Below are 25553 nucleotides of genomic sequence, written 5' to 3'. Positions count from 1 at the left end.
TGAATCTGGCGCATAGCCAAACCTTATCTTTCCCGCTACAGTTACTTTTCCACGGCGAGCAGGAGATAAAAAATGCTTTATATCTTTGACTTAGGAAATGTAATCGTCGATATCGATTTTAATCGGGTGCTGGGCGCATGGAGCGACTTTAGCCGTGTCCCGCTGGCGACGTTAAAGCAGAGTTTCGCAATGGGCGAGACCTTCCATCAGCACGAGCGCGGCGAAATTAGCGATGAAGAATTTGCTGAACGTCTGTGTCATGAAATGGATGTGCCGTTAAGTTACGAGCAGTTTTCCCATGGCTGGCAGGCAGTGTTCGTCGCGATCCGCCCGGACGTGATCGCCATTATGCATAAACTCCGCGAGCAGGGGCATCGGGTTGTGGTGCTGTCGAATACTAACCGTCTGCATACCACGTTCTGGCCTGACGAGTATCCTGAGGTGCAGGCGGCGGCCGATAAAATCTACCTCTCCCAGGAGATGGGGATGCGTAAACCCGAAGCGCGTATCTATCAGGCGGTTCTGCAGGCGGAAGGATTTACCGCGGCCGATGCGGTCTTTTTCGACGACAATGCCGATAATATAGAGGGAGCTAACCAGTTGGGTATCACGTCAATTCTGGTGACCGGAAAGGAGACGATACCAAACTATTTTGCGAAGCAGTTATGCTAAAAACCGTTCATCAAAAAGCCACGCATCATACTCGTCCGCTCAGGGCGTGGCTGAAACTGCTCTGGCATCGCATTGATGAGGACAACATGACCACGCTGGCGGGTAACCTCGCCTACGTGTCACTGCTCTCGCTTGTGCCGCTGGTGGCCGTCATTTTTGCGCTATTTTCCGCTTTTCCGATGTTTGCAGATGTCAGCCTGCAGCTTCGCCACTTTGTCTTTGCGAATTTTATTCCCGCCACCGGGGACGTCATACAGAACTACATTGAACAGTTTGTCGCTAACTCCAGCAAAATGACGGCGGTCGGGGCGTGTGGCCTGATCGTCACGGCGTTGTTATTGATGTACGCCATAGATAACGCGCTGAATGCCATCTGGCGGAGTAAAAAGGCGCGGCCCAAGGTTTATTCCTTTGCGGTGTACTGGATGATCTTAACGCTGGGGCCCTTGCTGGCCGGTGCGAGTCTGGCTATCAGTTCGTATCTGCTTTCGCTGCGCTGGGCCAGCGATCTCAACGGCGTTATCGATAACCTGTTGCGTATCTTCCCGCTGATTTTATCGTGGCTCTCTTTCTGGCTGCTGTACAGCGTGGTACCGACCACGCGCGTGCCTAACCGCGATGCGGTCGTGGGCGCGCTGGTCGCGGCATTGCTCTTTGAACTGGGCAAAAAAGGGTTTGCCCTTTACATCACCATGTTCCCGTCTTATCAGCTGATTTACGGCGTGCTGGCGGTGATCCCCATTTTATTTGTCTGGGTCTACTGGACCTGGTGTATCGTCTTGCTTGGTGCCGAAATAACTGTCACTCTCGGCGTATACCGCGAACTTAAAAAAGCAGCAGAAGCTGAAAAACAACAAGAAGCAGACCAACCATGATTGCATTGATACAGCGCGTAACCCGTGCCAGCGTCACCGTGGAGGGAGAGGTGACGGGTGAAATTGGCCCAGGACTTTTAGTGTTGTTAGGTGTCGAAAAGGATGATGACGAACAGAAAGCCAACCGCTTATGCGAGCGCGTGCTGGGCTACCGCATTTTCAGCGATGCGGATGGTAAGATGAACCTGAACGTTCAGCAGGCGGGTGGCAGCGTGCTGGTGGTCTCCCAGTTTACGCTGGCGGCCGATACCGAGCGCGGCATGCGCCCGGGTTTCTCTAAAGGTGCCGCACCGGATCGTGCAGAAGCCCTTTACGAGTACTTTGTGGCGCGTTGTCGTCAACAGGACATGAATACGCAAACCGGACGATTCGCTGCAGATATGCAGGTATCGCTGGTGAACGATGGCCCCGTCACATTCTGGCTCCAGGTATGAGCCAACTGGCGGCGTGGCCGCGGGTAACAAGAGAGAGTACAGCTATGTATCACCTTCGAGTACCGCAAACGGAAGAAGAGTTAGAAGCCTATTACCAGTTCCGCTGGGAAATGTTACGCAAGCCATTACATCAGCCAAAAGGGTCTGAGCGCGACGCCTGGGATGCGATGGCTCATCACCAGATGGTGATGGACGAAGAGGGTAACCTCGTCGCCGTTGGGCGTTTGTACATCAATGCCGATAACGAAGCTTCAATCCGCTTTATGGCGGTTCATCCTTCCGTGCAGGATAAAGGCCTCGGCACCTTGATGGCGATGACCCTTGAGTCTGTCGCCCGTCAGGAAGGGGTTAAGCGCGTCACCTGTAGCGCCCGCGAAGACGCCGTCGAATTCTTCGCCAAACTCGGTTTTGTTAACCAGGGGGAAATCACCGCCCCGCAAACCACGCCGATTCGTCACTTTTTGATGATCAAACCCATCGCTACGCTGGACGATATTCTCCATCGAGCTGACTGGTGTGGGCAGCTCCAGCAGGCCTGGTATCAGCACATTCCCCTGAGTGAAAAAATGGGCGTGCGTATTCAGCAGTACACCGGGCAAAAATTCATTACCACCATGCCGGAAATCGGCAATCAGAACCCCCATCACACCCTGTTTGCCGGCAGCCTGTTTTCGCTCGCCACGCTGACCGGCTGGGGGCTTATCTGGCTGATGCTCCGCGAACGCCATCTTGGCGGCACCATTATTCTGGCCGATGCCCATATTCGTTACAGCGCGCCGATCAGTGGTAAGCCGAGCGCCGTTGCCGATCTTGGCGCACTTGGTGGCGATCTCGACCGCCTGGCGCGCGGGCGTAAAGCGCGCGTACAGATGCGCGTTGAGCTGTTCGGCGATGAAACGCCGGGTGCCGTCTTTGAAGGTACCTACATCGTTCTTCCTGCGAAGCCGTTTGGCGCGTTTGAAGAGGGTGGAAACGAAGAAGAGTAGGTTCCGTCGTCCCGGCATGATTGCCGGGTTAATTCCCCGCGCCGATCCGTCTGGCAATATCCCTTAGAAGATCGCGCGCAGACGGGCTGACCCCGCCAAGCTGGAAAAATCCATGGATAACCCCCAGCCACCGCTGAGCCGTACACGTGACGCCTTGCTCAGTCAGGCGCTGATATAGCGCCTCACCTTCGTCGCAAAGCGGATCAAACTCGGCAGTAATGATGTGCACGGGAGGCAGGCCGCTAAAATCCTTCCGCCAGAGCGGGCTCGCTTCAGGATGCTGGCGTTCCGTGTGGGCCAGATAGAGCTCATATCCGCTCAGCAGCGTATCGCGGGTGATGACGTAATCCGTGCCGTTACGGGTATAACTTTCAAAATAGGCCGTGGCATCCAGCATCGGGTAGATAAGAATGAGCTGCGCAGGCTGCCAGAGTCCGGAAGACGTGAGCCGCAGGGCCGTCACCAGTGCCAGATGGCCTCCTGCGCTGTCCCCGCACAGGGTGATACGGTTTTTATCCACGCCAAACATATCCGCGTATTGCCAGACCAGATGTGCGCCTCTTTCTGCATCATCATGGGCGGCAGGGTAGGTATGTTCAGGAGCAAGTCTGTACTGGATCGCAATGACGCGGCAGTTGCCATAAAACGCTAACTGGCGCAGTTGATTATCGTGAGTATCGAAGCCGCCGCTTATGAAGCATCCCCCGTGGTAGTAGATAACGGTCGGCAGCTTTTCAGCAGCATCTGGCGGAGAGAAGACGCGATATGTGATGCCTTCGAGGTTCAGCGTCTCTACGTCAACGCGCGTTTCTGTCTCACCGGCAAGCGCCGTGCTGGCAATATAGCCTGCTCTCCGGTCATCAATACTTTGGCTACGCGCAGAAGGGCGTCCTGCTGCGATGAACGCCTGAACCAGCGTATCAATCCCTTTTTCGAGTGCCATGTGGGTCCCTTTAATCTGTATGAATATACAGTGTTATAACTCAGTTTGTTGTCGAGTGAAACAGGGAAAATGAGGCTGAAAACGATTCTGGAAAGCGGCTCGCAAAAATAAACATGGATATTAAATTTGGCTTTAGTCCTGAATCACGCACGTGTAGTTTGCCTGCACAGTGATGCTGGAAGATATGCGAGAGGAAGGCGAGGATGTTTCAGTCAACCAGATACAGGCCGGGCAAACCAACGTTGCCCGGCACTGTGAGTGGGGATTACTCCCCTTCACCCGGGAACAGGAACGGGTTAATAGAGCTGCGGGCAAAGCCCTCTTGCTCCATTTTGGCGTCCAGAATCAGCGAGGCGAGATCGTCGGCGACGGCTTCGACTTTCGGGTCTTTTTCCTGATAAAGGATCTTCAGGTAGGTACCGCAGTCACCGCAGCTTTCAGCTTTGACCGCCGCGTCTTCATTTTCCAGCGACCAGTAGTTGAGATCGCGCGTCTGTTCGCAGTTGCTGCATTTAATGCGCACCACGTGCCACTCGGTTTCACACAGGTTGCAGTGCAGATAACGCAGCCCCTGAGTGGTACCGATCTGCACCATGCTGGACACCGGCATTGAGCCGCATACCGGGCAGAATTGACGCGCTTCGCCGTATTCGGCGCGGGCTTTACCCGGGATCAGGCTGGCCATTTGCGCCCAGTAAAGCGACAACGCCGCCCAGATGAACGGCGCTTTATCGCTGCTGACCAGGGAGAAATCGGACGCAAACAGCGCGCTCGCCATCTCTTCCAGCTCCTGATCGGAGGCTTTTTCCAGATTCTCAATGACCGCCAGCGCGGTACCGCTCATCTCGGGTTTCAGCTCGGCAATCAGGGAGTGCAGCAGCGTATGCCAGTGCTTATCGCGCGGCAGAACGTGGATATCCAGCGGAGGCTTACCCTGCTCGCTGGCCTCTTTGATGCGCGCGGTCAGGTCAATTTGCAGCGGGTGGTCGTATAGCACCACTTCCTGCGCATGGGCAACCAGCGCGGCAAAACGCAGAAAATCGCCCAGTGGGTTGTTCTCTGCCAGCTCGCGCAGACGCTCTGCGCGGCGGTTATAGAGGTTCTTGAGTCTGGGGAATAACAACGGCGGAATATAATCCGCCGTGCGTTTCTCGCTCGAACCCAGCTCATCTTGCGGGATTATGCGAATACTCATTCAGATGACTTTTCCTGTTTCTGGCGGACCTCTCGGTACCAGCGCGGGTGATGTTTCTTCGCCCACGTACTGGTTACCCAGCCTTCCATCATCGCGGTAATGGTGCCTTTCACCCAAAGGGCGGCGTAAATATGCACCATGATAACCACAATTAACGCCACTGCGGCAAATGAATGCAGCATCAGCGCGAATCGGATCACCGGGATTGAGAAAGCAGGCGCAAAATACGGACGCCAGATGATCACGCCGCTCACCAGCAACAGGACCAGGAAGATAATCGCCGCCCAGAATACGCACTTCTGGCCGAAGTTATAACGCCCGGTATCACCCACTTCCTCGTTGACGACGATCTTACGAATATTCTTCGCCCAAAAGATATCATCCCGATTGATTAGGTTATGGTGCCAGTATCGGAAAAACATGATGATGAACGACGCGAACATGATGACGCCAACAAACGGGTGCAGTATACGCGCCAGCTGTGGTGTCCCCATGATCTGCATCAGCCAGTTGAAGGAGGGGAAGAAGAACCCCAGCCCGCTTATCGCCGCCAGCATGAAGCAGAAGGCGGTGACCCAGTGGTTGATGCGTTCCGGCGCGGTATAGCGCACGATGGTGTCACGTTTTTTCATTTGCGCACCTCGTCTTTCTCTTCATGCAGGTTGTCGTCTTCCTCTTCCGCGCGGTTCGGACCGACACCGACATAGTGGAAGATGCTCGCTGCGAAGGTGGCAGCAAAACCCACCGCTGCCAGTGGTTTCCAGATGCCTTTCCAGAACTTCACGGTCGCGCTGATTTCCGGGTTCTCCGGCAGGCCGTGATACAGATTCGGCTTGTCTGCGTGGTGCAGCACATACATCACGTGCGTGCCGCCCACGCCGGCCGGATCGTACAGGCCTGCGTTGTCGTAGCCACGGGTTTTCAGTTCGCCCACGCGTTCAGCCGCCAGCGTTTTCATATCCTCTTTGGAGCCAAAGTGGATAGCGCCCGTCGGACAGGTTTTCACGCACGCAGGCTCCTGGCCGACGTTTACGCGGTCTACGCACAGCGTGCATTTGTAGACGCGGTTGTCTTCCGGGTTCATGCGAGGGACATCGAACGGGCAGCCCGCTATGCAGTAGCCGCAGCCAATGCACTGCTCGGACTGGAAGTCGACGATACCGTTAGCATACTGAATGATAGCCCCTTCTGACGGACATGCCTTCAGGCAGCCCGGATCCGCACAGTGCATACAGCCGTCTTTGCGGATAAGCCATTCCAGTTTGTCGTTCTGTTCCACTTCCGAGAAACGCATCACCGTCCAGGACTTGGCGGTCAGGTCAGCCGGGTTGTCGTACACCCCGACGTTGTGACCCACTTCATCACGGAGGTCGTTCCACTCAGAACAGGCCACCTGGCAGGCTTTACAGCCGATACAGGTGGTCACATCGATAAGCTTCGCCACTTCCTGCTGGTGGTCCCGCGCCTGAGGCGCGGGCGTGAAACCGTTAGTCGCGGAACGACGGATAATGTCTTGAGATTGATAAGCCATAAGTCGTCTCCGTTACACCTTTTCCACGTTCACGAGGAAGGCCTTAAACTCCGGTGTCTGCGTGTTCGCATCACCGACGAACGGCGTCAGGGTGTTCGCAATGAACCCTTTCTTCGCCACGCCCTCATAACCCCAGTGAATCGGAATACCGATGGTATCCACCTGCTGACCGTGAACGTTCAGCGTGCGAATACGCTTGGTCACCACCGCCTTGGCCTTGATGTAGCCACGGTTAGAAGAGACCTTCACGGTATCGCCATGGGCAATACCGAGCTTGTTCGCCAGCTTCTCGCCGATCTCCACAAACTGTTCCGGCTGCGCGATAGCGTTAAGCAGCGCGTGCTTGGTCCAGTAGTGGAAGTGTTCGGTCAGACGGTAAGTGGTGCCCACATACGGGAACTTGTCTTTTTTACCCAGCGCGTCGAAATCGCCCTTAAAGATGCGGGCTGCCGGGTTAGAGACCACGTTCGGGTGCAGCGGGTTGGTGCCCAGCGGCGTCTCAAACGGCTCGTAGTGTTCCGGGAATGGCCCTTCCGCCATCTTATCGATAGCAAACAGGCGTCCCATCCCTTCAGGCTGCATGATAAACGGCCCGACATCGCTGCCTGGAGGGGCAGTACTGTAGTCCGGAATATCCACACCGCCCCATTTCGCGCCGTCCCATTTCAGCAACTGACGCTTCGGATCCCACGGATTACCCTGCGGGTCAGCGGAAGCACGGTTGTATAGAATGCGGCGGTTCAGCGGCCATGCCCAGGCCCAGCCCAGCGTATTGCCGAGACCTGACGGGTCAGCATTATCGCGGTTGGCCATCTGGTTACCTTTCGGCGTCCAGCTACCGGCAAAGATCCAGCAGCCACTGGCGGTCGTGCCGTCATCACGCAGGTGCGCGAAGGTACTGAGCTGATCGCCTTTCTTCGCCAGCACCGTCCCGGTAGCCGGGTCGATAACATCTGCCAGCGCTTTACCGTTGCTCTCCATCGCCACTTCTTCCGGCGCTGGGTTTTCCGGCGTCGAGTAGTTCCAGGTCATGTTCAGCACCGGTTCCGGGTTCGCACCGCCTTCTGCCGCATACATCTTACGCAGGCGTAAGAAGATACCGGCCAGGATCTCGCCGTCGTTCATGGCGATGCCCGGGGCGTCCGCGCCTTTCCAGTGCCACTGCAGCCAGCGGCCAGAGTTCACGATGGAACCGTTCTCTTCCGCGAAGCAGGTAGAAGGCAGACGGAACACTTCAGTCTGAATCTTCGATGGGTCAACGTCATTCGACTCACCGTGGTTCTGCCAGAAGGTCGACGTCTCGGTGTTGAGTGGGTCAATCGTCACCAGGAACTTCAGTTTCGACAGCGATTCAACCACCTTGTTCTTGTTCGGGAATGAGGCGACCGGGTTAAAGCCCTGGCACAGATAGCCATTCACCTTGCCCTGATGCATCATCTCGAAGTACTGCAGAACGTCGTAACCTTTGTCCCACTTCGGCAGCCAGTCAAAGCCCCAGCTGTTTTCTGCTGTCGCTTTGTCACCGAAGAAGGCTTTCATCATCGAGACGAAGAACTTCGGATAGTTGCCCCAGTAGTTCACCTGACCTTCGAGCAGCGGTTTAGGCGTGCTGGCTGTGAGGTAGGTTTGCAGGTCGGTCTGTTTTTCGCTTGGCAGGTTCATGTAACCTGGCAGGCTTTGAGACAGCAGACCAAGGTCGGTCAGACCCTGAATGTTGGAGTGACCACGCAGGGCGTTCACGCCGCCGCCAGCCATCCCCATGTTGCCGAGCAGCAGCTGAACCATCGCCATGGTACGGATGTTCTGCGCGCCGACAGAGTGTTGGGTCCAGCCGAGCGCGTAGAGGAACGACGCCGTTTTGTCTTTCGCGCTGGTTTCGGCGATAAGCTCGCACACCTTCAGGAAGTCTTCCTTCGGCGTACCACAGATGTTTTCGACAACGTCCGGCGTGTAGCGGGAAACGTGCTCTTTCAGCAGGTTCCACACGCAGCGCGGATGCTGCAGCGTCGTATCACGCTTCGCAAAGCCTTTCTCGTCCAGCTCATAGTTCCAGCTGGTCTTGTCGTATTTGCGTTTTTCGGCGTCATAACCGCTGAACAGTCCATCTTTGAAGTGGTAATCCTCACGCACGATCAGGCTGGCGTTGGTATAGGCTTCGGTGTATTCGCGGTTATATTTTTCGTTGGTCATCAGGTACAGCAATACGCCTGACAGGAAAGTGATGTCAGTACCTGAACGAATAGGGGTGTAGAAATCCGCCACTGACGCAGTACGCGTAAAGCGGGGATCGATCACAATCAGTTTCGCACCGTTGTGGATTTTGGCTTCCATCGCCCAGCGGAACCCGACAGGGTGCGCTTCAGCGGCGTTACCGCCCATCACCACAATAAGGTTGGCGTTCTTGATGTCGACCCAGTGGTTGGTCATCGCACCGCGACCAAATGTTGGAGCAAGACTTGCTACCGTTGGTCCGTGTCAGACACGCGCCTGGTTGTCGACCGCGAGCATACCGAGTGCACGCGTAAATTTCTGGGTTAAATAGCCGGTTTCGTTACTGGAAGCAGACGCACACAGCATCCCGGTGGAGAGCCAGCGGTTGACGGTGACGCCTTCAGCGTTCTTCGCAATAAAGTTGGCATCGCGGTCTTCTTTAATCAGTTTAGCGATGCGGTCAAATGCGTCTTCCCAGCTGATTTGCTGCCATTTATCGGAACCTGGCGCACGATATTCAGGGAATTTCAGGCGGCTTTCGGAGTGGATAAAGTCAACCAGGCCGGCACCTTTCGGGCACAGCGCACCGCGGTTGACCGGATGGTCCGGGTCACCTTCGATATGGAAGATAGACGCTTTGGCGTTTTTAGCACCGTCGCCGAGGCTATACATCAACAGCCCGCAACCGACAGAGCAGTACGTACAGGTATTACGGGTTTCACGGGTGCGCAGCAGTTTATATTGCCGCGTCTCCGCCAGCGCTACACCGGGTGCAAAACCCAGTGCCGCCGCCGTGGTGCCTGCCATACCGCCAGCGCAGATCTTAAAGAACTGCCTTCTGCTGACCTGCATGGGTCACTCCTTGTTTCGACATTGCTTACATATGTAGTTTTGACTTCGCGGTTGAACGGTGACCGCAAAGGAGAAAAATTTGCGTTAATCCCTCAGTTCTACGAGGGATATCATCAGAATACCACAATGTCGGTACGCCTGTTCCAATGGCGTTAATACAAAGTGAACGTATTATCACTGTGTTGATTATAAAGTGTGACACGAGTCACATTATTGCCCCGGCATGTTAAAGGGCTGTATCACCGCCTCGGTTGCGCCTCTCCCAAATGAGTAGGTAAACTTGATGAGGATGGGTGCTGAAAAGTTGATCCATACTATGCGTATGGCCTGCGGTTTGTGATGCAATAGCAGGCTCACCTCCGTGGTTGTTCAGGAATACCGCTGTGTCTAAACAAAACCGTGTTACCCACTCGTCGCCACTCCCTGCCGGTATCGTGGAACTGTCGGTACACAGACCGCCCCACATTACCCACACCACGCCTGATTTTCTGGCGGAGGAAGTGCCCGTTGCTCTGGTTTACAACGGTATTTCCCATGTGGTGATGATGGCCTCGCCGAAAGATCTGGAGCTGTTCGCGATTGGCTTTTCCCTCTCGGAAGGCATCATTGAGCACCCGCAAGAAATTTACGGCATGGATGTGGTGAAGGTCTGCAACGGCCTTGAAGTGCAAATCGAACTCTCAAGCCGCCGGTTTATGGGGCTCAAAGAGCGGCGACGCGCGCTGGCCGGGCGTACCGGATGCGGGGTTTGCGGGGTAGAGCAGCTCAATGATATCGGTAAGCCTGTCGCACCTCTGCCGTTTACCCAGACCTTCAATCTGGCCCATCTCGACCATGCCCTTGAACATCTGAATGACGTGCAACCTGTCGGCCAGCTGAGCGGATGCACGCATGCGGCGGCATGGGTTCTGCCATCGGGCGATATTGCCGGGGGGCATGAGGATGTCGGCCGCCATGTGGCGCTGGATAAACTGATGGGCCGCCGGGCGCGTGAAAGCGAACTCTGGCAGCAGGGGGCGGCACTGGTCTCCAGCCGCGCCAGCTACGAGATGGTGCAAAAATCGGCGATGTGCGGCGTTGAAATCCTTTTTGCCGTATCGGCCGCGACCACGCTGGCGGTGGAAGTAGCGGAGCGCTGTAACCTGACGCTGGTGGGGTTCTGTAAGCCGGGAAGGGCGACGATTTATACCCATCCGCAGCGATTAATAGTTAATCAGTAAATTTGAAAAAGAATAGCAAATCCTTCCGCTTTTAGTTGTTCATGATGAGGTCTACTATTTATCTCATCAAGGCACGGTGCCTTAAACAAACAACTAATTGAAAGGGTTTATATCATGAAAAGCATCAAAACTTTTGTCGCAGTAATCGCTCTGGCTACATCTTTCGGTTCTTTCGCTGCACAGACTGTGACCGCAACCGCCACTACCATTGATGGCGCAGAAGCCAAAATTGCTGCACAGGCTCAGGAAGCGGGCGCGTCATCTTACAAAATTACCCAGGCGTTTACGGGTAACCGCGTACACATGACCGCTGAACTGAACAAATAAGCTGCCACACCGTCGAAAGAGCGCCCCAGGGGCGCTTTTTTTATTGGATACCCGCCAGACGCAGCAATGCAGTCACAACCGCAGCCGCCACGATCACCACAATTAACGGCATTTTTCGCCATGCCAGAAACACTGCAAACGCCACGCCCAGTACGCGCGCCATACCGGCAAAATGCTCACCTTCATAGAAGGTGGTCGCCAGCGCGACGGAAAACAGCAAAACCGTTGCCGCATCTGAAAGCAGAGCCTGAGAGCGGTCTGACAGCGCCAGTCGGTTGCCGAGTTTTGCCCCGCCGAGACGCATTAAATAGGTTCCCACAGAAAGAAGGGCGATACCGAGAATAAAGACCGTCATATTCCCCATTATTTTTTCCTCGCAGCAAGACCGAGTAAAGAGAGCAGAACCGGTAAACCCACCGGGGCAAACGGCACGGCGGCCAGTGACAATGCAGCACCGCTGCAGGCGCGGATCAGGGTGGTGCGATTTTTAAAAGCCGGCACCACTAACGCCAGTAAAATCGCCGGGAATACCGCATCCAGCCCGATGGTTTCAAGGTCCGGCAACAGTTTGCCAACCATGGTGCCCAGCAATGTACCCAGCGGCCAGACGATCGCCACGCCTAAACCGCATAGCCAGTATGCCGCCTTACGCTGTTCGGGCGTTTTTTGCGACAACCCGAACACCACGCTTTCGTCGTTCATAATGTGGCAACCCAGAAAACTCAGGCCACGTTTACCCACCAGTTCACGCACCGTCACTCCAAACGGTACATGACGTGCATTAACCAGTAATCCGGCAGCCGCCGCTGCCAGAGGGTTACCGCCGCTTGCCACAATGCCGATAAACATAAATTCAGAGGCACCCGCCAGCACGGTAATAGAGAGTAAAAACGGGACCCAGACCGGGAAACCGTAGGCCATTGCCAGCGAGCCATAGGACATCCCGACGACGCCTACCGCGAGACACACCAGGATGATTGCTTTTATCGTGTCGCCTTTCAGGGTTGAGAGAGGATGCTTCATACAATTTTAGCCATATCGAACGTATTTCCATTATAATGAACGCATCAGAGCCGTTTTTCAAGACGAACGATTCGTTCGATTTATAGAACAAAGGGGCCGTTTTTATGACGCAGCCAATCAGCGTGATCGCTAAAAGTCTGGTGCGCGAACGCCTGCGAACCGGACTTTCACTGGCGGAAATCGCGCGCCGTGCCGGGATCGCTAAATCCACGCTGTCGCAGCTGGAGTCCGGCAACGGGAATCCCAGCCTGGAGACGCTCTGGTCACTCTGTGTGGCGCTGGACATTCCTTTTGCCCGTTTGCTCGAACCGCAGCAGCCGACCACTCAGGTGATCCGCCGTGGAGAAGGAACGAAGGTGGTTGCCGGACAGGCTAACTATGAAGCCATTTTGCTGGCGGCGTGCCCGCCGGGCGCGCGTCGTGACATCTACCTGTTACTCACCCAGCCGGGTGCCGACCGCATTTCTCAGCCACATCCGGCAGGCTCAGTGGAGCATATTATTGTGACGCAGGGTAGAGCGCTGGTTGGTCTGATCGATGCGGCGGAAGAGCTTGGCCCGGGGGATTACATTTGCTATCCCGCTGACCAGCCGCATATCTTTAAGGCCCTGGAGCCGGATACGCACGCGCTTCTGGTGGCTGAACAAAATTAACGCAGATACGGAAAATCATGTCGCTTAAAGCCATTGCCAAAGAACTGGGGCTGTCTGTTACCACCGTCAGCCGCGCCCTTAACGGGTATGACGATGTCTCCCGCGAGACGCGCGCCCGCGTCGAAGCGGAGGCTCAGCGCCGTGGCTACCGGCCAAACACCTTCGCGCGTCGCCTGAAGATGGGCAAAATCGACGCCGTGGGTCTGGTTTTTCCGGTGCATCCTGTTCCGCTCAATAACAGCGTCTTTATGGACATGGTCGGCGAAATTAGCCACGAACTGGCGCGACATGAAATCGATCTCCTGCTGATTGCCGATGACGATCTGGCGGACAAGCACAGCTATATGCGTATGGTGCAAAGTCGTCGCGTGGATGCGCTGATTGTGGCGCACACGCTGGATCATGACCCGCGCCTGGAACAGCTTCAGGCCGCCGGTTTTCCCTTTCTCGCGCTCGGGCGCAGCCAGCTGCCGCAGCCCTATGCGTGGTTTGATTTCGACAACTATGCCGGCACGTACAATGCCACCCGCTGGCTGATTGAAAAGGGGCATCGCCGCATCGCCTTGCTGGGTGAAAGCAACAATCAGGCCTTCATCACCCAGCGCCGCCAGGGTTATCTGGATGCGCTACGCGAAGCCGGGTTATCCAGCGAATGGCTGCGCGCCATGCCGCCTTCGCGCCGCGTGGGTTACGCCACGACGAATGAACTTCTCTCCCTGCCGCAGCCCCCCACGGCCATCATTACCGACTGCAACACTCACGGCGACGGCGCGGCCATGGCGCTGGCGCAGCGGGGTCTTCTCTGCGGTGAAAACGCCGTTTCGCTGGTGGTTTACGACGGCTTACCGCAGGACAGCATTGTCGATGTTGATGTGGCGGCGGTTATTCAGTCCACCCGCCAGGGTGTCGGGAAACAGATCGCTGACATGGTGCGTCAGTTGATTAACGGCGACGATATCGCTCAGCTTCAGGTGCTCTGGCAGCCAGAGTTCTTCCCGGGCCAGACGGCCTAAACACAGCAAAATTCCAAAGCCGATCACAGATCCGAAACGTTTTGGTTTGTATCCGAAACGTTTCGGATCAACACTCAGATCATCCCGATGACAGGAGAGGTCTGATGCACGATTCCATTTTTCGACTCGAAAGTAAGGCGGTTGACCTGGTGATAACCACGCACCCGTTCGCCGAAATTCTCTACTGGGGGCCGCACCTTCACCACTTTTCACCGCAAGATGTGGTAAGTCTGGCTCGTCCTGTGGCGAACGGCAGGCTCGACGTTGACGCCCCGGTGACGCTGATGGCGGAGCTGGGACACGGTCTGTTTGGTTCGCCCGGTATTGAAGGGCACCGCCAGGGACTGGACGGGTCGCCTGTCTTTAAAACCACCCATGTGCAGCACGAGGGGCAAACCCTGACCTTAACGGCGGAAGATGAACATGCCGGGTTGCGTCTGACCAGCGAGCTGGCACTGGATGCAAGCGGGGTACTGGTGGTGCGTCACGGTTTAACTAACCTACGGGCGCAGGCGTGGCAGGTTGATCGTTTCGCCGTGACGCTACCGGTCGCTGAACGCGCGCAGGACGTGATGGCGTTCCACGGACGCTGGATCCGTGAGTTCCAGCCGCATCGCGTGAAGCTTGAACACGGCAGCGTTGTGATTGAAAACCGCCGCGGCAGGACCTCTCACGAACACTTCCCGGCGCTGATCGCCGGTACGTCCTCATTTAACGAAATGCACGGCGACGTCTGGGGCGTGCATCTGGGCTGGAGCGGCAACCACCGCCTGCGTGCGGAAGTCAAAACCGACGGACGCCGCTATCTGCAGGCCGAAGCCCTCTACCTGCCGGGAGAAATGGCGATTGAAGAGGGGGAAACGCTCTGGACACCACGTCTGTATGCGAGCTACTCCGCACGGGGTCTGAACGGCATGAGCCAGTCGTTCCACCGGTATCTGCGCGACAACGTTATCCGCTTCCCTGAAAACAAACCGCGCCCGGTACATCTCAATACCTGGGAGGGGATCTACTTCAGCCATGACCCGGCGTACATCATGCGCATGGCCGATGAGGCTGCGGCGCTGGGCGTAGAGCGTTTTATCATCGACGACGGCTGGTTCAAAGGCCGTAACGATGACCACGCGGCGCTGGGTGACTGGTACCTGGACGAGAAAAAATACCCGGACGGGCTGACGCCGGTGATTAACCATGTGAAAAAGCGCGGCATGGAATTTGGTATCTGGATTGAGCCGGAGATGATTAACCCGGACTCAGATCTGTATCGTGCCCATCCCGACTGGGTGCTGGCGCTGCCGGGCTACACCCAGGCTACGGGCCGTCATCAACTGGTGCTCAACCTGAATATTCCGCAGGCTTTTGATTATCTGGTCGAGCGGATGAGCTGGCTGCTGGGCGAACATGCCATCGACTACGTTAAGTGGGATATGAACCGCGAACTGGTACAGCCCGGGCACCACGGCAAAGCCGCCGCGGATGCGCAGACGCGGCAGTTTTATCGTCTGTTAGACGTGCTGGGCGAGCGTTTCCCGCACATTGAATTTGAGTCCTGCTCCTCGGGCGGCGGGCGAATCGACTATGAAGTCCTGACCCGCAGCCACCGCTTCTGGGCCTCTGATAATAACGACGCGCTGGAGCGCAATACCATCCAGCGTGGCATGAGCTACTTCTTCCCGCCGGAAGTGATGGGCGCGCATATCGGTCATCATAAATGTCACGCCACCTTCCGCCAGCACAGCATTGCTTTCCGCGGCCTGACGGCACTGTTTGGCCACATGGGACTGGAGCTTGATCCGCTCACCGTCGATGCTCAGGAGCGTGAAGGCTATCGCCATTACGCTGCGCTGCACAAGCAGTGGCGGGAAGTCATCCATCACGGTACCCAGTGGCGCGTGGATATGCCGGATGCCAGCACGCTGGCGCAGGGTATAGTGAGTGAAGACAAAACGCAGGGGTTGTTTATGGTCAGCCAACTGGCCATGCCGGATTACACGCTCATGATGCCGCTGCGCATGCCGGGGCTCGACGCGCAGGCGCAGTACCGCATCACGCTGCTCGACCACCCCAACATTCGACTCACCGGTGAGGGCGGGCACACCATGCGCAAGCTACCGGCGTGGATGGAAACGTCCCAGACGGCCAGCGGTGAGTGGCTGATGCAGGCGGGGATCGCACTGCCGATTCTGGACCCGGAAACCGCCATTCTGATTGGCGTTGAACGCGTGTAAGGGTGATGGGCCGGGAGACTGGCCCTCCGTTGAGGATAAAAATAATGAACACAACAACCTGTACCCACAAAGACAACCCTAACTTCTGGATCTTCGGGCTGTTCTTCTTTCTCTACTTCTTCATTATGGCCACCTGCTTTCCGTTTCTGCCGATCTGGCTGTCGGATGTCATCGGCCTGAACAAAACCCATACCGGGATCGTATTCTCCTGTATCTCGCTTTCGGCCATCGCCTTCCAGCCCGTGCTTGGGGTCATTTCGGATAAGCTGGGGCTGAAAAAACACCTGCTGTGGATTATCACGGTGCTGCTGTTTCTGTTCGCGCCGTTCTTCCTGTATGTCTTTGCGCCACTGCTGAAAACCAGTATCTGGCTGGGGGCATTGAGCGGCGGTCTGTACATCGGTTTTGTCTTCTCCGCAGGTTCAGGCGCGATTGAGGCCTACATCGAACGCGTGAGCCGTAACAGCGTGTTTGAATACGGCAAGGCGCGCATGTTCGGCTGTCTCGGCTGGGGGCTGTGCGCTTCAACGGGCGGTATTCTGTTTGGCATCGACCCGTCGTATGTCTTCTGGATGGGATCAGCGGCTGCGCTGCTGCTGATGCTGTTGCTGGTGGTTGCGAAACCGAAGCCAAACCAGACTGCGCAGGTGATGAATGCGCTGGGGGCCAACCAGCCGCAGATCACCGCCAGGACGGTCTTTAACCTGTTCCGTCAGCGCAGAATGTGGATGTTCATTCTGTACGTCATCGGTGTGGCCTGCGTGTATGACGTTTTTGACCAGCAGTTTGCCACCTTCTTTAAAACCTTCTTCGCAACGCCGCAGGAGGGAACGCGAGCCTTTGGTTTTGCCACCACGGCGGGGGAAATTTGCAACGCGATCATCATGTTCTGCTCGCCGTGGATCATCAACCGTATCGGCGCGAAGAATACGCTGCTGATTGCCGGGCTGATTATGGCGACGCGCATTATCGGCTCGTCGTTCGCCACCACCGCGGTGGAGGTCATTGCCCTGAAGATGCTGCACGCGCTGGAGGTTCCGTTCCTGCTGGTGGGGGCGTTCAAATACATCACCGGCGTGTTCGATACCCGTCTGTCGGCCACTATCTATCTGATTGGCTTCCAGTTTTCCAAACAGTCGGCGGCGATTTTCCTCTCTGCTTTCGCCGGGAATATGTATGACCGGATCGGTTTCCAGGAGACCTACCTGATGCTGGGCTGTTTTGTACTGGCAATTACGGTGATCTCGGCCTTTACGCTGAGCAGTAAGCAGGAGATTGCGGCGCGGCGCGCTGCGGTGGAGGCAAACTAACGCAGGACGCTGCCGCGGATGCGGCAGCGTTAACGCTTAGGGCAGGTAAAACACCGCTTTTAGTTCGGCACTCACCGGGCTGTTGTCGGGGTTCGAGGGCATTACCTCACCCATGTATTTCCACCAGCGCTGACAAACGTCGGTCTTTGCCACCGCGTTCCAGCGCGCTTCCGATTCAATTTCAACGCTCGCAAACAGCAGGTTACGCGCCTCATCGAGATAGATAGCGTAGTGGTGCGCACCGTGGTCTTTTAGTACCGCCTCCAGCTCTGGCCAGATGGGGTTATGGCGACGCGCGTACTCGTCGTGCGCGTCAGGGTTCACCTGCATCACAAATGCTTTGCGGATCATCATGCCTCCAGCCGCTTTCGCGGGCCGCTATGGGTACAAATCCAGTGCCGACTGCATCGGCGTGACGCCAAAGCGTTTACCGAGTGCTATCAGCTCTTCCCGGGTGATGGTCTGCTTCATGCCGCCCATCGACAGGACCTTCACCAGCACCTCGGCGGACTTCTCGGCGGTATCAATCAGACCAAACGTTTCGTCGAGCGTCGGCCCGCTGCCGAATACCCCGTGGAACGGCCACAGCACCAGGGAGTGTGACTGCATTTCGATGGCGGTGGCCTGGCCGATTTCGTCGGTACCCGGCACCATCCACGGCAGAATGCCGACCCCGTCGGGGAAGACCACCAGACATTCGGTGCTGCCTTCCCACAGCTTCCGCGTGAGGTAATCACTACTGTTTTCCAGCACGTAGGTCAGGGCTATCAGGTTAGTGGCGTGACAGTGCATGATCACCCGGTCTTTGCCGTGGGTTGCCTTGATACGCTCACAGTGAGAGAGGAAGTGCGCCGGGAGTTCAGACGTGGGCACTGCATCGTCCGTCAGCCCCCAGAGGATGTGATAGCCTGCGCCGTCGCTGTCCACTCTCACCACCCCGAGGTTGGCCTGCGGGTCGAGCTGCACGTTACGGAAGAATTTGCCGGAACCGGTGACGATAAACGGCGTACTGGCGAGCTGCGGCATTGGCTGGCTCAGGGCGATATAGCGCGGCTTCTGATGGAACTCGGCGGCGAACGGTTCAATGTCGGCATCATCCAGGCGCAGCGTCAGGTTACCGCCATTGCGCTCGTCCCAACCTTTCAGCCAGGCGTCGGAGGTGGCTTTAATCATGCCCTGGACGAACCAGGCGTTAGTGATGGTCTGCATAGTGTTTCATTCCCGTGATCGCGGTGAGCGTTTCCCTCACCCCGGCCCTCTCACACAGGGAGAGGGGGTAAAAGTGGCCTCTTCCACAGGAAGAGGGTGAGGGCATATTTATCCGCGCTGACTCAGCACGTCTTTCTCATACATCCGCACGTTATCCAGCCACTGACTGCCCGCTGGGGTGTCGTTACGCTGGCAGTACATCTCCCACACCGCCTGCCATGGCAGGGTTTTCTGCTCTTCCAGCAGCACCAGGCGCGCGGTGTAATCGCCGTTCTCTTCCAGCTGCTTCAGGGCGCTGGTGGGCTCCAGCAGCGCACGCAGCAGGGCTTTTTTCATGTTGCGGGTGCCAATCACCCAGGCCGCGATGCGGTTGATGGAGGCATCAAAGAAGTCGAGGCCAATGTGCACGCGGTCAAACAAATCGTGGCGAATGATTTCGCTGGCAATGGCCTGGGTTTCGTCATCCAGCAGTACCACGTGGTCGCTGTCCCAGCGTACGGGACGGCTCACGTGCAGCAGCAGGCGGGGTACGTAGAGCATAGCGGCGGAGATTTTGTCGGAGATCACCTCCGTCGGGTGGAAGTGGCCGGCATCCAGGCACAGCGCGGTCTGGCGGCTGGTGGCGTACCCCATGTAAAACTCGTTCGAGCCCACGGTGTAGCTTTCCGCACCAATACCGAACAGCTTGCTCTCTACGGCGTCGATGTGGTGCGCCGGGTTCAGTTTTTCGCTGATGGCTTCATCCAGCGCCGCCAGCAGGCGTTGACGCGGGGCCAGACGGTCAACGGTGATGTCTTTCATGCCGTCCGGGATCCAGATGTTCATCACCGACGGCGTGCCGAGCTGCTCGCCAAAGTACGCGGAGACGCGGCGGCTGGCTTTTACGTGGTCAATCCAGAACTGGCGGATGTCGTCGTTCGCGTGGGCAAGGGTAAAACCGTCGGCGCTCAGCGGGTGCGAGAAGCAGGATGGGTTGAAATCCAGGCCCAGCTGGTTGGCTTTCGCCCACGCTACCCAGTTTTTAAAATGCGCAGGTTTGATCTCGTTACGCGCGACCGGCGTGTCAGATTCCAGATAGATAGCATGCAGGTTCAGCCGCTTAGGCCCCGGGATCAGGCTCAGCGCCAGCTCCAGGTCGGCGCGCAGCTCGGTGGCGTTACGCGCTTTGCCCGGATAGTTGCCGGTGGCCTGAATGCCCCCTGTCAGCGAGCCGCCCGGGTTTTCAAAACCGGCAACGTCGTCGCCCTGCCAGCAGTGCATGGAGACCGGCAGACGATCGAGCTGGCGCAGCGCCTCATCGACATCCACGCCGACGGCGGCGTAACGCTGTTTAGCCAGGTCCCAGGCTTGTTCAAGTTGAGTGGTCATGCGCAAAGCTCCTTAGTCAGTCGGTTTTGCTGAAACTGCGCCCGATAGCGGGCAATTTCATGGCAGGGATTGGGGATGAACGTGGTCAGCGTGGCGTTCGCCGAGACCACCGTGCGGAAATCGTCCACGCTGGCGAGTTCGTCCAGGGTCATGAGCTGAATGCCAATATTGCCGAGCGTCGACGCTTCAATCGGGCCCGCCACCACGGTGATCCCGCAGGCATCGGCGCAGAGCTGGTTCAGAAGCTGGTTCTGGCAGCCGCCGCCGACAATATGCAGCTGAGTGAACGGCCGGCCACGAAGGTCGGCCAGCTCGCTCAGGATCTCGGCATACAGCAGGGCGAGGCTGTCGAAAATACAGCGTGCCAGCTCTGCCGGTTTCGATGGCACGGGCTGCCCGGCGTCGACGCAGGCGGCCTGGATTTCGGCGCTCATGTCCGCCGGGTTGATAAAGCGGTCATCATTGGGATTGATCAGGAAACTGCAGGCTTTCAGTCTTTCCGTGTCGGCAATAAGCGCGGGCAGGTCGGTAATGTTTTGCTCTTTTAGTACTCGCTGGAGCAGCCACAGACCCATGATGTTCTTCAGCACGCGGTAGCGCCCTTCGGCACCGCCTTCGTTGGTGATGTTCGCGGCCAGCGCGGCATCGCTGGTGTAGGGAGTTTTGCTCTCAAAGCCCATCAGCGACCAGGTCCCGGAAGAGAGGTAGGCGGCGTCGTTACCGGCAAGCGGTGACGCAATGACGGCGCTGGCGGTATCGTGACTCGCAACCGCCACCACCGGGATCGCATTACCCTGCGGGCACATCCATTGCCCGATCACATTGCCAGGATGCGTCGGCGTACCGAACCAGGAGGGGGAAGCCCCGGTCCAGGCCAGCAGGTGTTCATCCCAGTTATCGGAGTTGATGTTCACCAGTTGCGTGGTGGTGGCGTTGGTGTATTCCCAGTTCATGTTGCCGGTCAGGCGGTAGCTGAAGTAGTCCGGGATCAGCAGTGCATGCGCCACGCGGGAAACCAGCGCCGGCTGCTGTTCGATCAGCGCGCGCAGTTGATAGAGCGTATTGAATGGCAGGAACTGAATGCCGCTGCGGCCATAAATATTCTCTTTGCCAAGCCCGGCAATCGCACGCGCCATCAGGCCGTCGGTGCGGCTGTCGCGATAGGCTATCGGCAAACCGACGCGTTCACCGTTGCTGTCCAGCAGGACGTAATCGACGCCCCAGGTATCGATGCCGATACTGTCGATACGGATCCCCGCATCGCAGACCTTCTGCAGTCCGGTGCGGATCGCTGCCTCAAGGCTGTCGATATCCCACACCTCACAGCCGTCCTGCTTTTGCAGGCAGTTAACAAAGCGGTGCATCTCGCGAAGCGAAAGCGTCTGCCGCTTGCCGTCATAAGTGGCCAGCATTACACGGCCGCTGGATGCACCGAGATCGACAGCCACGCAATGGCGAAAAGTCATGGTTGTGTCCTTCTTAAAGTCATTAGCGGTGAGTGTAAAAAAAGGAACCCATCACCACCTTCTCGCCAGTGACAGCGGTTTTCCGGGGCTGGCAAGAAAGCAAAGATGAACGTGAGGGAGTTCACAGTTTCCAGGCGTGACGGGGTTTGCAGGCAGTGTGACGCTTACCGCATTTCCTGATCTTTCAGCCTGTTTCTTGAAAAACGGACAGTTTTTGCGAGGTTTACGGTCGAAAATTTAAGGTGAGGGGGCGGGGCCTTAATTACTATTTTGAGAACATTTCTCATTGGTGGGGGCCGTTATGACCGTACTGCACAGCGTGGATTTTTTTCCTTCGGGTGGGTCGTCTGTCGCGATTGAACCGCGACTCCCTCAGATGGCGTTTCCTGAGCATCATCATGATTTTCACGAAATTGTGATTGTTGAACACGGAACGGGGATCCATGTGTTTAACGGCCAGCCGTATACCATCAGTGGTGGGACGGTCTGCTTTGTGCGCGATCATGACCGGCACTTATATGAACATACCGACAACCTGTGCCTGACTAACGTGCTCTACCGTTCGCCCGATGCGTTCCAGTTCCTGTCCGGGCTGAACCATCTCCTGCCGCAGGAGAAGGACGGCATCTATCCTTCGCACTGGCGGGTGAATCAGTCCACGCTGCAGCAGGTGCGTCAGCTGGTGAGCCAGATGGAACAGCGCGACGAGGGACAGGAGACCCACGTCATCGCGACGCGTGAGCTGCTGTTTATGCAGCTGCTGGTGCTGCTGCGCCGCAGTAGCATGGTGGCCGGGCTGGGGAATAACGATGCGCGTTTGACTCAACTGATGGCCTGGCTGGAGGACCATTTCGCCGAGGATGTCTGCTGGGAAACGCTGGCGGATGATTTTTCGCTGTCGCTCCGGACCTTGCATCGTCAGCTGAAGCAGCAAACCGGGCTGACGCCCCAGCGCTATCTGAACCGTCTGCGCCTGATTAAAGCGCGCCATCTGCTGCGTCATACCGATGAGAGCGTCACGGATATCGCCTATCGTTGCGGTTTCGGCGACAGTAACCACTTTTCGACCCTGTTTCGCCGGGAATTTAGCTGGTCACCGCGCGATATTCGCCAGGGAAAGGACGCGTCACTGCAGTAACGCGAGGGTTGTCACCGTTTCCCGTGGGCAAAAACGCTAATAATGTCAGGTTATTTGCTGTCGAGGTGGTGTCGTGGTTGCTCAGTTAATGCTTCGCAAAGTGGATTTTTTTGCCTCCGCCGGCCAGGCCGTCGCGGTGGCGGATCGCTATCCGCAAAACGTCTTTGCCGAGCACACTCATGAGTTCTGCGAGCTGGTGCTGGTGTGGCGGGGCAATGGCTTGCATATCCTCAACGACCGGCCCTACCGCATTACGCGTGGGGATCTGTTTTACATCCGTGCTGAAGACAAACACGCCTACGCTTCGGTCAACGACCTGGTCCTGCAGAACGTGATTTACTGCCCCGACAGGCTGAAACTCAACGTCGACTGGGCGGCTTACATTCCGGGTTTTAATGATACGAAGTGCGCGGCGCACTGGCGACTGAGCAGTAACGGCATGACGCAGGTGCGACAGGTGATTTCTCAGCTGGAGCAAGAGAGCCAGAAAAGCGATCCTGAGGCTCACCAGATGGCAGAACTGCTTTTCGCCCAGCTGGTCATGACGTTGACGCGCCATCGCTACGCCATTGATAACCCGTCGGCTACCGCGCAGGAAGCCCTGCTCGATAAGCTCATTACCACCCTGGCGGGCAGCCTTAACAAAAGCTTTGTGCTGGAGAAATTCTGCGAGCAGGCGCAGTGCAGCGAGCGCGCGTTGCGCCAGCAATTCCGTACCCAGACCGGGATGACGGTGAACCACTATCTGCGCCAGCTGCGCATCTGCCATGCCCAGTACCTGCTTCAGCATACGGAACTGATGGTCAGCGATGTGGCGATGCGCTGTGGCTTTGAGGACAGTAACTATTTTTCGGTGGTCTTTAACCGCGAGGTGGGGATGACGCCGGTTCAGTGGCGTCATCGCAGTCGTAACGCGGCGTAATCAGTTCGCCATGCCGAGACCCACAATGTTGGCCGCAATAATGATCACCACGCACCCCAGACTCAGCACGCCCACCGGGCGACGCCCGGCGTTGTTCCACTCTTTCAGAAGCAGACCCACCAGCCCACCGCACAGCACGTAGAAGCTCATGTGCAGCATCCAGCTCATATAGTCATACTGCGCCGGAATACTGGCGTGACCCCACGCGTAGAAGAAGAACTGGAGATACCACATCAGCCCGCCGAGCGCCGAGAGCAGCACGTTCCCGATAATCATCTGTTTAGCCAGCGAGAAGTCGGCTTTCAGCGACAAGGTCTTCACGTTTGCCAGACGGAAAAAACAGAAACCGAGGTTAACCACCGCTCCGCCACCCATGATCACCACGTAGCTTGGCAGTGCCACGTACAGCGGGTCGACGCCCAGTGCGGCAGCGGCTTCATGCATCGGTTTGGCGGCGTTCATCGCGAATGACATGCCTGCGGAGAAGATCCCGCACATCACCGCCAGCAGCAGGCCTTTCTTCAGGTTGAACTCTTCGGCTCTGATGCCCATTTTGCGCTCTTTCAGCTGCCCTGCGCGGGTGACAATGCCCACGCCAATGACGGCCACCAGCACGCCCAGCAGCGTCATCTGGCCGCCTTTGGTGTTGATCAGCACGTCGACGTTACCGTTGAGGATCGGCGTCATCAGAGTGCCAACAATCAGCGTAATACCAATCGCGATGCCAATGCCCATCGACATGCCGAGGTAGCGCATGGTGAGGCCATAGTTAATGTTACCGACGCCCCACATGGCGCCAAAGAGAAAGACCGGCAGCAGGGTGGAGGCGTTAAAGGAGGAGAAGTAGCCCCAGAAATCCGGGAGCAGCATGGCGCTGATGGTCCAGGGAAGAATTATCCACGAGACCACACCGCCGACGGACCACATGGTTTCCCATGACCACTGTTTGACCTGTTTAAACGGGGCATAGAAACAGGCTGCACTGGCCGCGCCTATCAGATGCCAGAAAATACCCATCGTAATCGCATGATTCATGTTTACATCCTCATCGTTTTTATATGCCGGTGGCTTCCCACCGACTCGATGAGTGTAAAAATTAAGCAGTCGGGTAACCTTCGGAAGGTTGCCGCACTTTGGTTTTGAATGGCAATCAACGCGTTAACCGGGTGAGCAGACTCACAATTTCAGCAATAATCGAAAACCGAATAACCTTATAAAAACTACGGCATTGATAATCATTTTCAATATCATTTAATTAACTATAATGAACCAACTGCTTACGCGGCATTAACAGCTGTGCCGCCCGACAATAATGGAGAGGATTATGAGTTATACACTGCCATCCCTGCCGTATGCCTACGACGCACTGGAACCGCATTTCGACAAGCAGACGATGGAAATCCATCACACTAAACACCACCAGACCTATGTGAACAACGCGAACGCCGCGCTGGAAAGCCTGCCAGAGTTCGCTAGCCTGCCTGTTGAAGAGCTGATCACCAAACTGGACCAGCTGCCAGCTGACAAGAAAACCGTTCTGCGTAACAACGCAGGTGGTCACGCTAACCACAGCCTGTTCTGGAAAGGCCTGAAAACCGGTACCACCCTGCAGGGCGACCTGAAAGCGGCTATCGAGCGCGATTTCGGTTCTGTAGACAACTTCAAAGCGGAATTCGAAAAAGCCGCTGCGACCCGTTTCGGCTCTGGCTGGGCGTGGCTGGTTCTGAAAGGTGACAAACTGGCGGTTGTTTCAACGGCTAACCAGGACTCCCCGCTGATGGGTGAAGCAATCTCTGGCGCATCCGGTTTCCCTATTCTGGGTCTGGACGTGTGGGAACACGCTTACTACCTGAAATTCCAGAACCGTCGCCCGGACTACATCAAAGCCTTCTGGGACGTGGTGAACTGGGACGAAGCAGCAGCGCGTTTCGCCGCGAAAAAATAAGGTTGCATTGACGCCTGTGAGAAGCGAGTCTG

At 56.7% G+C, this 25553-nt stretch carries 25 protein-coding genes; 13 read left to right on the top strand and 12 right to left on the bottom strand.

All coding sequences use genetic code 11. The annotated features are described in order from the left end of the window. Positions 1-72 precede the first annotated feature (72 nt). Genes yihX through fabY form a run of 4 tightly spaced genes read left to right on the top strand, consistent with a single transcriptional unit; the run spans position 73 to position 2967 of the window. Positions 73-672 carry a glucose-1-phosphatase gene (gene yihX, locus F8561_RS02300; protein ID WP_014172238.1) on the top strand — a complete coding sequence of 200 codons (600 nt, stop codon included), beginning with the start codon at positions 73-75 and terminating at the stop codon, positions 670-672. After that, positions 666-1547: a virulence factor BrkB family protein gene (locus F8561_RS02295; protein ID WP_014172237.1), complete on the top strand. Its 882-nt coding sequence runs from the start codon at positions 666-668 to the stop codon at positions 1545-1547. Before yihX ends, F8561_RS02295 begins: the two co-directional genes overlap by 7 nt. Further along, a complete protein-coding gene (gene dtd, locus F8561_RS02290; protein WP_014172236.1) occupies positions 1544-1981 on the top strand; it encodes a D-aminoacyl-tRNA deacylase in 438 nt (145 codons plus the stop codon). Before F8561_RS02295 ends, dtd begins: the two co-directional genes overlap by 4 nt. A gap of 44 nt (positions 1982-2025) precedes the next feature. Beyond that, positions 2026-2967: a fatty acid biosynthesis protein FabY gene (gene fabY / locus F8561_RS02285; RefSeq protein ID WP_020883976.1), complete on the top strand. Its 942-nt coding sequence runs from the start codon at positions 2026-2028 to the stop codon at positions 2965-2967. Positions 2968-2995: 28 nt separating this feature from the next. On the opposite strand, the gene F8561_RS02280 is transcribed toward fabY, so the two are convergent. From F8561_RS02280 to fdnG, 5 genes are all read right to left on the bottom strand, one after another. Next, positions 2996-3910: an alpha/beta hydrolase gene (locus F8561_RS02280; protein ID WP_151887100.1), complete on the bottom strand. Its 915-nt coding sequence runs from the start codon at positions 3908-3910 to the stop codon at positions 2996-2998. Positions 3911-4175: 265 nt separating this feature from the next. Continuing rightward, positions 4176-5105: a formate dehydrogenase accessory protein FdhE gene (fdhE, locus tag F8561_RS02275; RefSeq protein ID WP_014172233.1), complete on the bottom strand. Its 930-nt coding sequence runs from the start codon at positions 5103-5105 to the stop codon at positions 4176-4178. Then, positions 5102-5737, bottom strand: a complete 636-nt coding sequence (fdoI, locus tag F8561_RS02270; RefSeq protein ID WP_151887099.1) for a formate dehydrogenase cytochrome b556 subunit — start codon at positions 5735-5737, stop codon at positions 5102-5104. Before fdoI ends, fdhE begins: the two co-directional genes overlap by 4 nt. Further along, positions 5734-6636, bottom strand: a complete 903-nt coding sequence (gene fdxH / locus F8561_RS02265) for a formate dehydrogenase subunit beta (protein WP_014172231.1) — start codon at positions 6634-6636, stop codon at positions 5734-5736. Before fdxH ends, fdoI begins: the two co-directional genes overlap by 4 nt. Before the next feature lie 12 nt (positions 6637-6648). After that, positions 6649-9699: a formate dehydrogenase-N subunit alpha gene (gene fdnG / locus F8561_RS02260; protein WP_151887098.1), complete on the bottom strand. Its 3051-nt coding sequence runs from the start codon at positions 9697-9699 to the stop codon at positions 6649-6651. Between the two features lie 383 nt (positions 9700-10082). Between fdnG and fdhD the strand changes: the two genes are divergently transcribed. Together fdhD and F8561_RS02250 are read left to right on the top strand one after the other, a co-directional pair. Continuing rightward, entirely contained in the window at positions 10083-10919 is an 837-nt protein-coding gene (fdhD, locus tag F8561_RS02255; RefSeq protein ID WP_151712636.1) for a formate dehydrogenase accessory sulfurtransferase FdhD, read from the top strand. 114 nt (positions 10920-11033) lie between these two features. After that, on the top strand, positions 11034-11246 hold the full coding sequence (locus F8561_RS02250) for a DUF1471 domain-containing protein (protein ID WP_020883972.1): 213 nt from the start codon (positions 11034-11036) through the stop codon (positions 11244-11246). Positions 11247-11286: 40 nt separating this feature from the next. On the opposite strand, the gene F8561_RS02245 is transcribed toward F8561_RS02250, so the two are convergent. Both F8561_RS02245 and F8561_RS02240 read right to left on the bottom strand, forming a co-directional pair. Next, positions 11287-11610, bottom strand: a complete 324-nt coding sequence (locus tag F8561_RS02245; RefSeq protein ID WP_020883971.1) for an AzlD domain-containing protein — start codon at positions 11608-11610, stop codon at positions 11287-11289. Beyond that, a complete protein-coding gene (locus F8561_RS02240) occupies positions 11610-12269 on the bottom strand; it encodes an AzlC family ABC transporter permease (RefSeq protein ID WP_149377057.1) in 660 nt (219 codons plus the stop codon). The genes F8561_RS02245 and F8561_RS02240 overlap by 1 nt, the downstream gene beginning before the upstream one ends. Before the next feature lie 104 nt (positions 12270-12373). Between F8561_RS02240 and F8561_RS02235 the strand changes: the two genes are divergently transcribed. From F8561_RS02235 to F8561_RS02220, 4 genes are all read left to right on the top strand, one after another. After that, positions 12374-12922, top strand: coding sequence for a helix-turn-helix domain-containing protein (locus tag F8561_RS02235; RefSeq protein WP_014172225.1), 549 nt, complete (start codon positions 12374-12376; stop codon positions 12920-12922). Between the two features lie 17 nt (positions 12923-12939). Next, positions 12940-13935, top strand: a complete 996-nt coding sequence (locus F8561_RS02230) for a substrate-binding domain-containing protein (RefSeq protein ID WP_014172224.1) — start codon at positions 12940-12942, stop codon at positions 13933-13935. Positions 13936-14039: 104 nt separating this feature from the next. Further along, positions 14040-16163 (top strand): alpha-galactosidase, encoded by a 2124-nt coding sequence (locus tag F8561_RS02225; RefSeq protein WP_151887097.1) that lies wholly within the window; start codon positions 14040-14042, stop codon positions 16161-16163. A gap of 44 nt (positions 16164-16207) precedes the next feature. Beyond that, positions 16208-17473, top strand: coding sequence for an MFS transporter (locus F8561_RS02220; RefSeq protein WP_151887096.1), 1266 nt, complete (start codon positions 16208-16210; stop codon positions 17471-17473). A gap of 36 nt (positions 17474-17509) precedes the next feature. Here F8561_RS02220 and rhaM read toward each other — a convergent pair whose 3' ends face one another. The 4 genes from rhaM to rhaB all read right to left on the bottom strand — a co-directional run bounded on the left by rhaM (position 17510) and on the right by rhaB (position 21516). Next, positions 17510-17824: an L-rhamnose mutarotase gene (gene rhaM, locus F8561_RS02215; protein WP_032679248.1), complete on the bottom strand. Its 315-nt coding sequence runs from the start codon at positions 17822-17824 to the stop codon at positions 17510-17512. Between the two features lie 27 nt (positions 17825-17851). Further along, the gene (gene rhaD, locus F8561_RS02210) at positions 17852-18682 is read right to left on the bottom strand and encodes a rhamnulose-1-phosphate aldolase (RefSeq protein WP_014172220.1); all 831 of its coding nucleotides are present in this window, start codon (positions 18680-18682) and stop codon (positions 17852-17854) included. 108 nt (positions 18683-18790) lie between these two features. Beyond that, positions 18791-20050 (bottom strand): L-rhamnose isomerase, encoded by a 1260-nt coding sequence (gene rhaA, locus F8561_RS02205; RefSeq protein ID WP_020883965.1) that lies wholly within the window; start codon positions 20048-20050, stop codon positions 18791-18793. Then, positions 20047-21516: a rhamnulokinase gene (gene rhaB, locus F8561_RS02200; protein ID WP_151887095.1), complete on the bottom strand. Its 1470-nt coding sequence runs from the start codon at positions 21514-21516 to the stop codon at positions 20047-20049. Before rhaB ends, rhaA begins: the two co-directional genes overlap by 4 nt. Positions 21517-21817: 301 nt before the next feature. Here rhaB and rhaS point away from each other — a divergent pair, with 301 nt between their 5' ends. Further along, on the top strand, positions 21818-22654 hold the full coding sequence (gene rhaS, locus F8561_RS02190; protein WP_151887094.1) for an HTH-type transcriptional activator RhaS: 837 nt from the start codon (positions 21818-21820) through the stop codon (positions 22652-22654). 73 nt (positions 22655-22727) lie between these two features. Continuing rightward, positions 22728-23576, top strand: coding sequence for an HTH-type transcriptional activator RhaR (gene rhaR / locus F8561_RS02185; protein WP_014172216.1), 849 nt, complete (start codon positions 22728-22730; stop codon positions 23574-23576). Here rhaR and rhaT read toward each other — a convergent pair whose 3' ends face one another. After that, a complete protein-coding gene (gene rhaT / locus F8561_RS02180; protein WP_020883962.1) occupies positions 23577-24611 on the bottom strand; it encodes an L-rhamnose/proton symporter RhaT in 1035 nt (344 codons plus the stop codon). Between the two features lie 289 nt (positions 24612-24900). Between rhaT and sodA the strand changes: the two genes are divergently transcribed. Further along, on the top strand, positions 24901-25521 hold the full coding sequence (gene sodA / locus F8561_RS02175; RefSeq protein WP_014833772.1) for a superoxide dismutase [Mn]: 621 nt from the start codon (positions 24901-24903) through the stop codon (positions 25519-25521). The last annotated feature ends 32 nt before the right edge of the window (positions 25522-25553 follow it).

It is taken from the genome of Enterobacter sp. 198, assembly GCF_009025585.1.
GTDB lineage: Bacteria > Pseudomonadota > Gammaproteobacteria > Enterobacterales > Enterobacteriaceae > Enterobacter > Enterobacter ludwigii.
The sequence above is the reverse complement of the archived record's forward strand: the minus strand, read 5'-3'. Positions and strand labels throughout refer to the sequence as shown.

What these genes read in the sequence shown, in the direction of transcription:
- rhaS (WP_151887094.1), top strand. Translation starts at nt 21,818, where the DNA reads ATGACCGTACTGCACAGCGTGGATTTTTTTCCTTCGGGTGGGTCGTCT.
- F8561_RS02240 (WP_149377057.1), bottom strand. Translation starts at nt 12,269, where the DNA reads ATGAAGCATCCTCTCTCAACCCTGAAAGGCGACACGATAAAAGCAATC.
- F8561_RS02230 (WP_014172224.1), top strand. Translation starts at nt 12,940, where the DNA reads ATGTCGCTTAAAGCCATTGCCAAAGAACTGGGGCTGTCTGTTACCACC.
- rhaD (WP_014172220.1), bottom strand. Translation starts at nt 18,682, where the DNA reads ATGCAGACCATCACTAACGCCTGGTTCGTCCAGGGCATGATTAAAGCC.
- fdxH (WP_014172231.1), bottom strand. Translation starts at nt 6,636, where the DNA reads ATGGCTTATCAATCTCAAGACATTATCCGTCGTTCCGCGACTAACGGT.
- fdhE (WP_014172233.1), bottom strand. Translation starts at nt 5,105, where the DNA reads ATGAGTATTCGCATAATCCCGCAAGATGAGCTGGGTTCGAGCGAGAAA.
- sodA (WP_014833772.1), top strand. Translation starts at nt 24,901, where the DNA reads ATGAGTTATACACTGCCATCCCTGCCGTATGCCTACGACGCACTGGAA.
- F8561_RS02245 (WP_020883971.1), bottom strand. Translation starts at nt 11,610, where the DNA reads ATGGGGAATATGACGGTCTTTATTCTCGGTATCGCCCTTCTTTCTGTG.
- F8561_RS02235 (WP_014172225.1), top strand. Translation starts at nt 12,374, where the DNA reads ATGACGCAGCCAATCAGCGTGATCGCTAAAAGTCTGGTGCGCGAACGC.
- rhaT (WP_020883962.1), bottom strand. Translation starts at nt 24,611, where the DNA reads ATGAATCATGCGATTACGATGGGTATTTTCTGGCATCTGATAGGCGCG.
- F8561_RS02220 (WP_151887096.1), top strand. Translation starts at nt 16,208, where the DNA reads ATGAACACAACAACCTGTACCCACAAAGACAACCCTAACTTCTGGATC.
- fdoI (WP_151887099.1), bottom strand. Translation starts at nt 5,737, where the DNA reads ATGAAAAAACGTGACACCATCGTGCGCTATACCGCGCCGGAACGCATC.
- rhaA (WP_020883965.1), bottom strand. Translation starts at nt 20,050, where the DNA reads ATGACCACTCAACTTGAACAAGCCTGGGACCTGGCTAAACAGCGTTAC.
- F8561_RS02225 (WP_151887097.1), top strand. Translation starts at nt 14,040, where the DNA reads ATGCACGATTCCATTTTTCGACTCGAAAGTAAGGCGGTTGACCTGGTG.
- rhaM (WP_032679248.1), bottom strand. Translation starts at nt 17,824, where the DNA reads ATGATCCGCAAAGCATTTGTGATGCAGGTGAACCCTGACGCGCACGAC.
- rhaB (WP_151887095.1), bottom strand. Translation starts at nt 21,516, where the DNA reads ATGACTTTTCGCCATTGCGTGGCTGTCGATCTCGGTGCATCCAGCGGC.
- yihX (WP_014172238.1), top strand. Translation starts at nt 73, where the DNA reads ATGCTTTATATCTTTGACTTAGGAAATGTAATCGTCGATATCGATTTT.
- F8561_RS02295 (WP_014172237.1), top strand. Translation starts at nt 666, where the DNA reads ATGCTAAAAACCGTTCATCAAAAAGCCACGCATCATACTCGTCCGCTC.
- dtd (WP_014172236.1), top strand. Translation starts at nt 1,544, where the DNA reads ATGATTGCATTGATACAGCGCGTAACCCGTGCCAGCGTCACCGTGGAG.
- fabY (WP_020883976.1), top strand. Translation starts at nt 2,026, where the DNA reads ATGTATCACCTTCGAGTACCGCAAACGGAAGAAGAGTTAGAAGCCTAT.
- F8561_RS02280 (WP_151887100.1), bottom strand. Translation starts at nt 3,910, where the DNA reads ATGGCACTCGAAAAAGGGATTGATACGCTGGTTCAGGCGTTCATCGCA.
- F8561_RS02250 (WP_020883972.1), top strand. Translation starts at nt 11,034, where the DNA reads ATGAAAAGCATCAAAACTTTTGTCGCAGTAATCGCTCTGGCTACATCT.